The organism is Lacisediminihabitans sp., from assembly GCF_043726815.1.
Taxonomy (GTDB): Bacteria; Actinomycetota; Actinomycetes; order Actinomycetales; family Microbacteriaceae; genus Lacisediminihabitans.
Map to the genome: position 1 here is coordinate 1 of NZ_JAYSJZ010000113.1, position 12812 is coordinate 12812.

A 12812-nucleotide genomic window follows, 5' to 3' on the forward strand; every position below is an offset into this window, starting at 1 on the left:
CGGGCCGCGCGCTCCGGGTCCTTCGCGAACAGCTCGCGCAGCAGCGGGGTGTTGACCGGGCCGGGCGAGAGGGCGTTGACGCGGATGCCCTCGCGGGCGAACTGCACGCCGAGCTCGCGGCTCATCGCGAGCACGCCGCCCTTCGAGGCGGTGTACGAGATCTGGCTCGTCGCCGAGCCGAGCACCGCGACGAAGGACGCGGTATTGATGATGGAGCCGGACTGCTGGGCCACCATGTAGCGCAGCGCCGCCCGGCAGCACAGGTAGACCGACTTGAGGTTGACGTCCTGCACACGCTGCCAGGCCGGGAGCTCCGTGGTCTCGATCGAGTCGTCGTCCGGCGGCGAGATGCCGGCGTTGTTGAACGCGATATCGACCGAGCCGTAGGTCTCGTTGGCGAGGGCGAACAGGCGGTCGACCTGCTGCTCGTCCGTCACATCCACCTGCACGAAGAGGCCATCCACCTCGGCCGCCGCGGCGGCCCCCGTCTCCGGATTGAAGTCGCCGATCACGACCGTCGCCCCCTCGGCCGCGAATCGGCGTGCGGTCGCGAGGCCGATGCCGCTCGCTCCGCCCGTGACGACGGCGACCTTGCCCGCGAGCCGCTGGGTGAGGTCGATCTTCGGTACTGCCATGGCGATTTCTCCTAGTCGGTGCTGATGAAGACGTTCTTGGTCTCGGTGAACGCCGCCGCGGCATCCGGCCCGAGCTCGCGCCCGAGACCGCTCTGCTTGAAGCCGCCGAACGGGGTCGAGTAGCGCACCGAGGAGTGCGAGTTGACCGAGAGGTTGCCGCTCTCGATGCCTCGGGACACCCGGAGGGCCCGGCCCACATCGCGGGTCCAGATCGAGCCGGAGAGACCGTACTCGCTCGCGTTGGCCAGGGCGATGGCGTCGGCCTCGCCGTCGAAGGGCAGCACGGTGACGACGGGTCCGAAAATCTCCTCGGTCACGGCCCGGTCGGTGCGGGATCCCGGCAGCAGCACCGTGGGCGGGAACCAGAAGCCTGCGCCCTCCGGCGCGCTCCCGCGGAAGGCGACACGGGACTCGTCTGTCACGTACGACCGCACCTTCTCCCGGTGGGCGGCCGAGACGAGCGGCCCCATTTCAGTGGCCTCGTCGGTCGGCGAGCCGACCAGTACCCCCTTCACCGCCGGCTCGAGCAGCTCCAGGAAGCGATCGAGCACGCTGCGCTCCACGAGGATGCGGCTGCGGGCGCAGCAGTCCTGGCCGGCGTTCTCGAAGACCGCGTACGGCGCGGTGGCCGCCGCCCGCTCGAGGTCGGAATCCGCGAAGATCACGTTCGCCGACTTGCCGCCCAGCTCGAGAGTCACGGCCTTGACCTGGTCGGCGCAGCCGGCCATCACCCACTTTCCGATGGCGGTCGACCCGGTGAAGACCACCTTGCGCACGTCCGGGTGGGTCACGAAGCGGTCGCCGACCACGTCCCCGCGGCCCGGCAGAACCTGGAAGAGGGCGGGCGGGAGGCCGGCCTGGACCGCAAGTTCGCCGAGCCGGATGGCGGTGAGCGGGGTCCACTCGGCCGGCTTCAGCACGACCGCGTTCCCGGCGGCGAGCGCGGGGGCGAAGCCCCAGCTCGCGATGGTCATCGGAAAGTTCCACGGCACTATTACGCCGACGACACCGAGGGGTTCGAGGAAGGTCATGTCGATGCCGCCGGCCACCGGGATGGTCTTGCCGATCATCCGTTCCGGCGCCGCGGCGTAGTAGTCGAGCACGTCGCGCACGTGGCCAGCCTCCCAGCGCGCCTGGGAGATCGGATGCCCGGAGTTCGCGACCTCGAGACCGGCCAGGGTCTCGATATCGTCGCCGACCGCGGCGGCGAAGCGTCGCAGCGCCCCGGCCCGCTCGGCCGGGGCGAGGGCCGCCCAGAGTCGCTGGGCGGCGACCGCGTGGGCGATCGCCTCATCCACGCGGTCGAGCGTGGAGTGCTCGACGGTCCGCAGCACCCGCTCGTCCGCCGGGTTGATGATGCTGGTGACGGTCACTTCTTCGCCTCCCGCGCGGCATCCACGAGCCCGGCGAAGAGCCGCAGGTCGTCCTGGTTCTGCTCAGGATGCCACTGCACGGCCACCCCGAACGGCATCCCGCTCACCTCCACGGCCTGCACCACGCCGTCATCGCTTCGCGCGGTGACGACCAGGCCGTCGCCGAGCCGGTCGATCGCCTGGTGGTGGTAGACCTCCACGTGCAGGGGCTCCGCCCCGATGAGGGTCGCCACCGCGCTGCCCGGCTCAGCCTCGATCGGCACCCGGTTGAAGGTGCCGCCGCCGAGCTGGTACCTGGAGCTGCCGATCACCTCGGGCAGGTGCTGGTGCAGGGTGCCGCCGAGCGCCACGTTGAGCATCTGCGCGCCGCGGCAGATGCCGAGGAAGGGAAGTCCACGCTCGATTGCCGCGGTGAGCAGCGCATCCTCCCAGGCGTCGCGGTCGGTGCGGGGCTCGTCGGTCGCCTCGTGCCGATCCTGGCCGTAGCGACCGGGATCCACGTCCTTACCGCCCGTGACGATGAGCCCGTCCAGGGAGTCGAGAACCCGGTTGGCGATCTCCTTGCTCACCGGCTGCGGCGGCAGCAGCACCGCGATGCCGCCGGCACGCGTGACCGAGTCGAAGTACACCTTGGGCAGGAAGGCCGCCGGCACGTCCCAGACGCCGGTCTGCGCCTGCTCGAGGTAGGTGGTGAGGCCGATCACCACTGGGTCAGAACCGCTCAAAGCCGCGCACCCTCTCCCAGTCGGTGACCGCGGCGTCGTAGGCCGCGATCTCGATGCGCGCGTTGTTGAGGTAGTGCTCGACGACGTCGTCGCCGAAGGCGGCCCGCGCGATCTCCGAGCTGCCGAACAGCTCGGCCGCCTCGCGAAGCGTCGCGGGCACCCGCGGGGCGTCGCTGCCGTACGCGTTGCCCTCGAACATCGGCTCGAGCTCCAGCTCGTTCTCGATGCCGTACAGTCCGCCGGCGATGAGGGCCGAGACCGCGAGGTACTGGTTGACGTCGCCGCCCGGCACCCGGTTCTCCACGCGCAGCCCGAGCCCGTGCCCCACGACCCGCAGGCTGCAGGTGCGGTTGTCGAGTCCCCAGGCCACCGCGGTCGGCGCGAAGCTGCCGTCGACGTAGCGCTTGTACGAGTTGATGTTGGGGGCGAAGAAGAGGGTGAGTTCACGCATGGTCTTCAGCTGGCCGGCCAGGAAGTGCCGGAACATCTTCGACATCCCGAGCTCGTCGTCCTTGTCGGCGAACACGGGGTCGCCGTCGACGCCGCGGAAGGAGATGTGGATGTGGCAGCTGTTGCCCTCGCGCTCGTTGAACTTGGCCATGAAGGTGATCGCCTTGCCGTGCTTGTCCGCGATCTCCTTCGACCCGTTCTTGTAGATCGAGTGGTTGTCGCAGGTGGTGAGGGCGTCTTCGTAGCGGAAGGCGATCTCCTGCTGGCCGAGGTTGCACTCGCCCTTCACTCCCTCGCAGTACATGCCGGCCCCCTCCATCGACACGCGGATGTCGCGCAGCAGCGGCTCCATCCGCGTCGAGGCGAGCAGCGCGTAGTCGATGTTGTAGTCGCTCGCCGGCGTCAGGTCCCGGTAGCCCTTGGCCCAGGCGTCGCGGTAGCTGTCGTCGAAGACGATGAACTCCAGCTCGGTGCCCACGTACGGCACGAGCCCCTTCTCGGCGAGGCGCGCCATCTGGCGCTTGAGGATCTCCCGCGGCGCCGGGGCGACCGGGGTCTCGTCGAGCCAGGTGAGGTCGGCCATCGCGAGGGCGGTGCCCGGCAGCCAGGGCACCAGCCGAAGCGTGGAGAGATCCGGGATCATGGCCATGTCGCCGTACCCCTTCTCCCACGAGGAGATGCGGTACCCGTCGACGGTGTTCATCTCCACGTCGACGGCGAGGAGGTAGTTGCAGCACTCGGCACCGTGCTGGCTGACCTCCTCCTTGAAGAGCCTGGCGGAGGTGCGTTTGCCGACCAGCCGCCCCTGCATGTCGGTGAACGCGACGATCACGGTGTCGATCTCCTGCCGGTCGATGAGTCCGTTGAGCTCGTTGGTGGTGAGCATTCCGGAGCGTTTTGTCATGCGCGTTCTCCTCGGTCGGTGAGAGTCCTGCCGACCATTACACCACGCGATTTCGTCGCACGGGTGAGCAATCGTGTGAGCAGACGTAACAAGATATTTACACCCAAAGGTAGACATGGGGTACCAATACGCCAGTACGCTCGGAGCACTCTGATCCACCTCGCGCGCAATGGAGCGCGCGAACAACTCGTTCGACCCATGGGAGAGAAAACGAATGACAGATCACGGCAACACGAGCGTTTCCGGGGTGACGTACACGAGGGCGGAGGATGGCTACTTCGAGAAGCGCACTCTCAAGCGGTCGGCGGGCGTCTGGGGGCTATGGGGTCTCGGCATCGCCGCGGTCATCTCCGGTGACTTCTCCGGCTGGAATCTCGGGCTGGCCACGTCGGGCTGGGGCGGCATGGTGATCGCCTTCATCATCGTCGTCATCATGTACTTCGCGATGCTGTTCAGCATCGGCGAGATGTCGGCGGCGATGCCGCACACCGGTGGGGCGTATTCGTTCGCCCGGGCCGCGATGGGCCCGTGGGGAGGCTTCGTCACCGGACTGGCCGAGACTATCGAATACGTCGCGACGACGGCCGTGATCGTCTACTTCTCGGCCGGCTACGCGAACGGCATCACCGCCACGTTCGGCCTCGAGCTGCCGACCTGGGTGTGGTGGATCATCCTCTACATCGTCTTCATCGCCCTGAACACGGCGGGCGCGTCGATCTCCTTCAAGTTCGCCGTCGTGGTCTCGATCCTCTCGATCGCGATCCTCGCCGTGTTCGCGGTGGCCGCGCTCGTGTCCGGCGCCTTCAGCGTTGAGCACCTCTTCGACGTGAAGCCGGATGCCGGCCAGAGCGCGTTCCTCCCCCACGGGGCCTTCCCCATCCTTCTGGTGTTGCCGTTCGCGATGTGGTTCTTCCTGGGTATCGAAGAGCTGCCTCTGGCGGCGGAGGAGGCGCACAATCCGGCCAAGGACATCCCGAAGGCCGGCATCGTGGGCATGATCACCCTGGTGATCTGCGGTGCGGTGGTGCTGCTGCTCAACCCGGGGGTCAACGGGTCGGCGAAGCTCTCCGCGTCCGGCGAGCCGCTGCTCGACGGCTTCCGCGCGATCCTCCCCGACGGCCTGGCGGCGATCCTGTCGGCCTTCGCCCTCATCGGCCTGCTCGCCTCGCTGCAGGGGATCATGTTCGCCTACGGTCGAAACATGTACTCGCTCTCCCGTGCGGGCTACTACCCGAAGGTGCTGTCCCTCACCGGCAAGCGCCAGACGCCGTGGCTCGCGCTCATCGTCGGCGCGGTCATCGGCTTCATCGCCATGATCATCGTGGACCTCACCGGCGGGGCAACGGGATCCGGCGGAGCGATCGTGCTCAACATCGCGGTCTGGGGCGCCGTGCTCTCCTACCTCCTGCAGATGATCTCGTTCGTGGTGCTGCGCCGCAAGTTCCCCATGGCGCACCGGCCATACCGGAGCCCGGTCGGCGTGGCAGGGGCCGTGGTCGCCGGCGTGATCGCCGCGGCGACCTTCATCGGCTTCCTGCTCAACCCACCGTTCCTCCCGGCCATCGCGGCCATCGCGGTCGTCTACGTCGTGATGCTCGCCCTCTTCGCGCTCTTCGGGCGCAAGCAGCTCGTGCTCTCGCCGGAGGAGGAGTACGCGTTGAGCGGCGGCCTGCACGGTGACCCGCAGGAGGAGGGCTACGACGCCATGGAGACCGAGGTCTTCGGTACAAAGTAGGCCAACACCACCACGGCGGGGCTCGGATCAGTTTCGAGCCCCGCCGTTGTTTGTCTGGCGTGTCATCAGGGGCGCGGGTGCGACGGTCGGCGATAATGAGCACACCATCGTCCCTCGTGGTGGAAGGTTCGAGAAGCATGCCCAAGACAGTCAGGCCCAACAGCAGCGTGAGTCCCGCCGATTACGAAGAGCTCCAGGAGCTCGTCTTCGAGCTCGTGCGCGAGCGCGTGCTCGCGGCCGTCGGCGTGGGCGGAATGTGGAGCATCGACTTTCGCAAGGCCGGTGACACGGACGCGTTCTTCGGCGTGACGGTCGCCGAACGCATCGCCAGGGACGTCGCCGCCCAGATCGCCCCGCAGTCGGCCGAGGCCGCCGAGAGCGCTCCTGTCCTCGGCTCCTACTACGTGGCCCCCGCGGTCTCGCCGTCCGTCGCCTCCACCGTCTCTGCCGCAACCGAGCAGAGCACCAGCGAGGTCGCACTCTCGAACGACGAGCCAGCCCCCGTCACCGGGAGCGTCGAGCGTGTCGTCTGGGTCGCCGAACCGTCCCAGGTGGCCTGGGTTGCCGAGTTCGCCGAGGCACGCACGAACGATAGAGAGGCCGCCGCGACCGCCGAGACGGAAGCCGCAGCCGAACGCGCTCACCGCAGGCTCGTCGCGTAGTTCCCCGGCCACAGCCGCACCAGGCCGCCGTACCGGTCATCGTCGCGGCTTGCGCTTAACCGTAGATCGCCGCCGCTCCGATGGAGCGGCGGCGATCGAGTCGGTCTCTATTTTCCCGAATTGAGACACGCCTGGACCGCCGTGCGACACAACGCCCCCGCGTTTCCGCTTGGCGACCAGGAGAAGATGAGGTAATCCCCGTCATCTGTTTAGAAAATTACCAGACGTTACTGAGCAATTCTTGCCCCACTACGGGGTTAGACGGGTGGTACCAGTGTTACTGGAGTGACGAGTGTGGTGCGAGTTCAACGCGCACGGCTCAGCGAACGGCCTTGCCCGCACTTCCGAGGGCCACGATCTTCTCCTCCACCACCGCCTGAACGGCCTCGCAGACGGCCGGCATGAGCCTCGGCACCGAGTACTCGGAGGGGTTCTCGGCGAGCACCCGCTCGAGTGTCGTTCGAAAGGCGAACCGCAGGTCGCTGTTCACATTGACCTTGCTCACCCCGATGCGCGCCGCCTCCTCGAAGTAGTGCAACGGTGTGCCGCTGCCGCCGTGCAGGCTGATCTGGCAGTCGATGGCCGAGCGGATACTGGCGAGAAGGTCGAGGTCGAGGATCTTCGGCGCGGGGTACCGTCCATGGAGGTTACCGACCGCGGCGGCGAAGGTGTCGATGCCGGTCGCGTCGACGAACGAACGCGCCGCCTGCGGCGTGCTGAAGGTCTTCTTGATCTCCTCATAGTCGAAGTCCTCGGCGTGCACGGTGCTCGAGCCGGCGAAGTAGTGCGGTTCGCTCTCGACCTGGGCGCCGGTGAACAGCGCGTAGGCCACGACCTCCCTCGTGCCCGCGATTATCTCCTCGAGCGAGGCGTCGTGGTCGGCCTGCGAGATGTCCAGGTGAATGAACTCGTAGCCCGCGTCGATCGCCCGCGTGCAGCCGGCCACCGTCGGGCAGTGGTCCAGGTTGAGATACATCTCGATGCCGAACTCGTCCCGGTAGTTGTCCACGAGATCGCGGATGTTCGCCAGCCCCATCGAGGCCACCTCGCCGTCGCTCGCCTCCACCAGAACCGGCGCGGTGAGCTTCTGCGCGGCGTGTGCCACGGCGATGAGCGTCTCCTGGTTGTCGATGTTGAACGCGCCGACCGCGAAGTGTTCCCGGCGGCTTCGCGCCATGAGCGCGCGCGCCCGGGCGTTGTTCTCGCGCATCCGACCGATCGTCTGCTCCATCGTCACTCCACGGCTCTCACGACGGCACGCTCACCGCGACGCGATCACACCCGCGCCGGCACGACGGGCCGCACGACCTCGAGTCGCCTCTCGGCCTCCGCGATGCGACCGACGGTCTTGAGAAAACTGTCCGGATTCAGCGAGATCGAGTCGATTCCCTCGCTCACCAGAAAGGCGGCGAAGTCCGGGTAGTTGCTGGGGGCCTGTCCGCAAATGCCGATCTTGATCCCGGCCGCGTGCGCCTTGTGGATCGCCTCGCTGATCATCCGCTCGACGGCCTCATCGCGCTCGTCGAAGAGCGCGGCGAGTTCCTCGGAGTCGCGATCGACGCCGAGCACGAGCTGGGTGAGGTCGTTCGACCCGATCGAGAAGCCGTCGAACTTGGCGGCGAACACCTCGCCGAGGATCACGTTGGAGGGGATCTCGCACATCATGTACACCTGCAGCCCGTTCTCACCGCGCACCAGGCCGTTCTCGGCCATCACCGCGAGCACCCGGTCCGCCTCGGCGGGGGTTCGGCAGAACGGAACCATCACGATCACGTTGGTGAACCCGATGTGCTCCCGCACCCTCTTGAGCGCCCGGCACTCGAGGGCGAAACCCTCTCGGTAGCGCTCGTCGTAGTAGCGCGAGGCGCCACGGAATCCGAGCATGGGGTTCTCCTCCAGGTGCTCGAACGCCGAACCGCCGACGAGGTGCGCGTACTCGTTGGTCTTGAAGTCGCTGAGGCGCACGATCACCGGGTTCGGGTAGTACGGCGCGGTCAGCTTGGCGATGCCGAGGGCGAGGGACTGAACGAAGTACTCCTTCGGGTCGCGGTATCCCCGGGTGAGCTCGGCGATCCTGCGCCGGTCGCCCTCGTCGGTCACCCGCTCGGGATGAACGAGCGCCATCGGGTGCACGGCGATCAGGTTGTTGATGATGAACTCCATGCGGGCGAGGCCGACCCCGTCGGCGGGCAGGCGCCACCACTGGAAGGCCGCCGCCGGGCTCGCGATGTTCACCATCACGGCAGTACGGGTCTTCGGCAATGACCCGAGGTCCACCTCTTCGGCCTCGAAGGCGAGCGTTCCGTCGTAGACGTGGCCTTGGTCGCCCTCCGCGCAGGAGAGCGTGATGGTCTGCCCGTCCCTGATCGCGTCGGTGGCGTTTCCGGTGCCGACGACGGCGGGCACTCCGAGCTCCCGGCTGATGATGGCGGCGTGGCTCGTGGGTCCACCGTGGTCGGTGACGATCCCGGCGGCCCGCATCATGATGGGCACCCAGTCTGGATCGGTCATCTCGGTGACGAGGATCGCGCCATCCTGGAAGCTCTCGATGTCGGCGGGGTTGCGGATGACACACGCGGGCGCCGAGGCGATCGAATCGCCGATCGCGGCGCCGGACACGATCACGGTGCCCGTCTCGGTGAGGCGGTGGATGGTGAACCGGGTGCCGCTCCGGCGGGACTGCACGGTCTCCGGGCGGGCCTGCACCATGAAGAGCTCCCCGGTGACACCGTCCTTGGCCCACTCCATGTCCATGGGGTGCCCGTAGTGCGCCTCGACGAGGGCCGCCCAGCGGCCGAGTCGCACGATCTCCTCGTCCTTCAGCACGAAGGACTGCCGTTCGCGTGCCTTCGTGTCCACCATGCGAGTGCGTGCGCTGCCTCCCTCGGCGTAGATCATCTTGCGTTCCTTGGGCCCCATGGTCTTCTCGATGATCGGCGAGCATGCCGGGTCGTCGAGGAGCGGCTTGAAGACGAGGTATTTGTCGGGGTTGACCGTCCCCTGCACCACGGTCTCGCCGAGTCCCCAGGTGGCGCTGATCACGGCGGCCTCCGGGAATCCCGTCTCGGTATCGATCGAGAACATCACGCCGGAACCGCCGACATCCGAGCGCACCATGCGCTGGATGCCGATCGACAGCGCCACCTCGAGGTGGTCGAACTCCTTGACCTCGCGGTAGCTGATAGCCCGGTCGGTGAAGAGTGAGGCGTAGCAGCGCCGGCACGCATCCAGAAGCTCCCGTTCGCCGGTCACGTTGAGAAAGGTCTCCTGCTGCCCGGCGAAGCTCGCGTCAGGCAGGTCTTCGGCGGTGGCGCTGCTGCGCACGGCCACCGAGAGCGGGCCGCGGCCGGCGCCCTTCGAGAGCGCGGCATAGAAGGTACGGATGGTCGCGGCGATCTGATCGGGGAACTCGCCGGCCAGGAAGAGCTCGCGAATCGCCTCGCCGGTGACCCGCAGGGTCGCCTCCCCGGAGTGGTAGCGGTCGAGGGCGGCGCGGATGGCCGGCTCGAGTCCGTTCGACGTCACGAACGCCCGATACGCGGCCGACGTCGTCGCGAATCCGTCCGGCACCCGTACTCCCTTGCTCCCCAGGCTGCGTACCATCTCCCCCAGGGAGGCATTCTTGCCTCCGACCTGGGGAATGTCCGCCATTCCGATCTCGTCGAACCGCACCACGTAACGCTCGTCCATGCTCTTCTCCAGGCTCGTTGGGCACCTCGTTGGGCGCCACGCTACTCCGCGCCCGCCGCCCTGCCTTGGGGCTTTCGGCTCTATTGGGCGAGCGCCGCCTGGCCTTCTATTGAGGGGTCGGCCCGACCGATCCCGGCCGGCGATCGAGAGCGAGGATTACCGTGACCACGAGCGAGAAGTCGAGTCAGCTGCTCATCACCGAGGCGCTTCTGGCGGCCGCCAGCGACGTCGCCGATTCCGTGGCGCAGATCCCGCGGCCCTCGGACTCCTACGCCATCCTGGGCGATCTGGCCCGGGTGCAGGAGTCGCTCACTCTGGCCTACGAACGGCTCGCGGACTGGCACGGGCAGGTGGTCGAGGGGGTGCATCACGCCGGTGATGGCGGCGATGATCCGGACAACCCGGGGTGGGTCGACGCCGAACGCTCGCTCCGACGGGCCGCCGACAGCAGCACGGCCGCCGCCGATGCCCTCCGCCACGCACACAGCGCGAACGGCGTCGCCCGCTGGTTCGACGAGATCAGGGCCGACGAGCCCTGACATTTGTCACGACGATGTCGTGACGGGGATCGTGGTCGGCCGAGGTCGCCGAGGGGCAGCCTCGAGGTGGGCAATTCGCTCACCGACCCATCGGAATGATTCCATGCGCAGACTCCTGCCACCCCTCGCCCTCGTGTTGATCGCCCCCCTGGTGGCCGAACTGCTCGCCGGTTCGACCCCGCTCGCCCAGCCGGTCGTGCTCGGCACCCTGCTGGCCGTGTACCTCCCGCTCTACGGCGCGGGTGCGCTGCTCATCCGCGAACTCGTGGTGCGTTCGGGCCGGGGATGGCCGAGCGTGCTCCTGCTCGGCGTTGCCTACGGCCTCGTGGAAGAGGGCTTCGCCTCACAGAGCCTGTTCAATCCCGTCCTCTACAACGCGGCGGACTGGGGCGTCCGCCTGCTGGGGGTGAACGGGGTCTTCACGGAGTCCGTGCTGCTGGTGCACGCGATCTGGAGCGCGGCGGTGCCGATCGCCCTCGTGAACGTGCTGTTCCCCTCCCGCCGGTCCACTCCGTACCTCGGGCGGGTCGGCCTCGCCGTCACTGCGGCGTTCTATCTGCTCGGTGTCGCCATGCTCGTCTTCGTCGCCCGTACCTATTTCTCCGCCGGCTACGTGGCCCCGCCGGCGCTCCCCCTTATCGCGCTCCTCGCGGCCGCCATTCTCGGCGTGGTCGCACTCCGGCTGGTGCCGCGCTCGCGGCCGCTCACCGTCGATCCACGCCCGGCGCCGCACCCGGTCGTCGTGTTCCTCCTCGTGGCCGGGTGCACGTTCGCGTGGCAGCTCACCCAGTTCCTCTGGGCCATCGCGCCAGCCTTCGGCGAATGGCCGCTCTCGGCGACGCCGCTGGTGGCCGCCATCGCCTTCGGCGGCGTTGTCGGCTGGCTCCTGTCCCGCTGGTCGCGCTCCGCGGGCTGGGGCGACCGCCACCTCCTCGCCGCTGCCGGCGCGGCGATCGTGGCCCACACCGTGATCGGAGTGCTCGTCGCCCCCGAGCAGCCGGATCGGATCGCACTGGTCGCGCTGGGGATCGCCGTCGCTGCCGCCCTGGCCTGGCTCGGCCGGGGCGTCGCCACGCGCAGTCGACAGTCCGCCATGACAGATGTCACGGTCACACCGTGATCGCCGTCAGGGGCGCCCGGCGCTCCCCTCGCGCAGACTGAGCCCGTGCCCGCTCCCGCCGTCGAACTCTCCGGCCTCCACAAGTCCTTCGGCTCCGTCTCCGCCGTCGCCGGGGTCGACCTGACGATCCCGGTGGGCGAGGTGCTGGCGCTGCTGGGCCCGAATGGCGCCGGCAAGTCCACCACCATCGATCTCACCCTCGGACTCTCCCGCCCGACCTCGGGTTCGGTGAGCGTCTTCGGCGAGGCCCCGCGTGGCGCGATCGTCGACGGCCGGGTGGGCGCCATGCTGCAGGGCGCCGCCCTCCTCCCCACGATGACCGTCGCACAGAGCGTGGCCCTCATCGCGAGTGTGCATCGCGACCCGCTCTCGCTCGAGGATGCCCTCGCCCGCGCCGGCGTCAGCGACATCGGCGGGCAGCGCGTCAACAAGCTCTCCGGCGGACAGCTGCAGCGGGCGCGGTTCGCTGTTGCCATCGTCTCGAACCCGTCGCTGCTCATCCTCGACGAGCCGACCGCCGCGATGGATGTGGAGGGCCGCCGCGACTTCTGGCAGTCGATGCGCGAGTTCACCGATCACGGCCGCACGGTGATCTTCGCCACCCACTACCTCGACGAGGCGGACACCTACGCCGACCGCATAGTGATCCTCAAGACCGGCCGCGTGGTCGCCGACGGCACCCCCGCCGAGGTGAAGGCCGTCGTGTCTGGCCGCACCATCCGGTTCGCGCTCGACGACTCCGCGGCGAGCGAGGCCCTGGCCGCCGTTCGGCTAATGCCGGGCGTGCGCACCGCCGAGAGGCGAGGCCTGCGGTTCACCGTCGTGAGCGGCGACCCGGATGCCACCCTGCGCCGCATCCTCGTCGCCCTTCCGTCGGCGCGGGGCATCGAGGTTGTCTCCCACACCATGGACGACGCCTTCCTCGAGCTCACCTCGGATGCCCGCGAGCTCGCCGTGCCCACCCCCACAGGAGCCTGAT

Annotated in this window: 11 protein-coding genes; 5 read left to right on the forward strand and 6 right to left on the reverse strand. The window is 68.4% G+C overall.

Features of this window, described 5'->3' with window-relative positions:
* The 4 genes from ACHZD8_RS16590 to ACHZD8_RS16605 all read right to left on the reverse strand — a co-directional run.
* The coding region (locus tag ACHZD8_RS16590) for an SDR family NAD(P)-dependent oxidoreductase (protein WP_394771534.1) at positions 1–635 on the reverse strand (635 nt) is incomplete at its 3' end.
* Positions 636–646: 11 nt separating this feature from the next.
* Complete coding sequence (locus ACHZD8_RS16595) at positions 647–2008, reverse strand: aldehyde dehydrogenase family protein (RefSeq protein WP_394771535.1); 1362 nt, start codon at positions 2006–2008, stop codon at positions 647–649.
* Complete coding sequence (locus ACHZD8_RS16600; protein ID WP_394771536.1) at positions 2005–2733, reverse strand: gamma-glutamyl-gamma-aminobutyrate hydrolase family protein; 729 nt, start codon at positions 2731–2733, stop codon at positions 2005–2007. Before ACHZD8_RS16600 ends, ACHZD8_RS16595 begins: the two co-directional genes overlap by 4 nt.
* Entirely contained in the window at positions 2720–4087 is a 1368-nt protein-coding gene (locus ACHZD8_RS16605; protein WP_394771537.1) for a glutamine synthetase family protein, read from the reverse strand. The genes ACHZD8_RS16600 and ACHZD8_RS16605 overlap by 14 nt, the downstream gene beginning before the upstream one ends.
* A gap of 214 nt (positions 4088–4301) precedes the next feature.
* On the opposite strand from ACHZD8_RS16605, the gene ACHZD8_RS16610 reads away from it, so the two are divergent.
* Positions 4302–5822, forward strand: a complete 1521-nt coding sequence (locus ACHZD8_RS16610; protein ID WP_394771538.1) for an amino acid permease — start codon at positions 4302–4304, stop codon at positions 5820–5822.
* A 137-nt stretch (positions 5823–5959) separates the two neighbouring features.
* Positions 5960–6484 carry a hypothetical protein gene (locus ACHZD8_RS16615; protein ID WP_394771539.1) on the forward strand — a complete coding sequence of 175 codons (525 nt, stop codon included), beginning with the start codon at positions 5960–5962 and terminating at the stop codon, positions 6482–6484.
* 319 nt (positions 6485–6803) lie between these two features.
* On the opposite strand, the gene ACHZD8_RS16620 is transcribed toward ACHZD8_RS16615, so the two are convergent.
* Positions 6804–7715, reverse strand: a complete 912-nt coding sequence (locus ACHZD8_RS16620) for a class II fructose-bisphosphate aldolase (RefSeq protein WP_394771540.1) — start codon at positions 7713–7715, stop codon at positions 6804–6806.
* Between the two features lie 44 nt (positions 7716–7759).
* Complete coding sequence (gene ppsA, locus ACHZD8_RS16625) at positions 7760–10174, reverse strand: phosphoenolpyruvate synthase (RefSeq protein ID WP_394771541.1); 2415 nt, start codon at positions 10172–10174, stop codon at positions 7760–7762.
* 161 nt (positions 10175–10335) lie between these two features.
* On the opposite strand from ppsA, the gene ACHZD8_RS16630 reads away from it, so the two are divergent.
* From ACHZD8_RS16630 to ACHZD8_RS16640, 3 genes are all read left to right on the forward strand, one after another.
* Complete coding sequence (locus tag ACHZD8_RS16630; protein ID WP_394771542.1) at positions 10336–10713, forward strand: hypothetical protein; 378 nt, start codon at positions 10336–10338, stop codon at positions 10711–10713.
* Positions 10714–10816: 103 nt separating this feature from the next.
* Positions 10817–11833 carry a hypothetical protein gene (locus ACHZD8_RS16635; RefSeq protein ID WP_394771543.1) on the forward strand — a complete coding sequence of 339 codons (1017 nt, stop codon included), beginning with the start codon at positions 10817–10819 and terminating at the stop codon, positions 11831–11833.
* Positions 11834–11878: 45 nt separating this feature from the next.
* Positions 11879–12811 carry an ABC transporter ATP-binding protein gene (locus ACHZD8_RS16640; RefSeq protein ID WP_394771544.1) on the forward strand — a complete coding sequence of 311 codons (933 nt, stop codon included), beginning with the start codon at positions 11879–11881 and terminating at the stop codon, positions 12809–12811.
* The last annotated feature ends 1 nt before the right edge of the window (position 12812 follow it).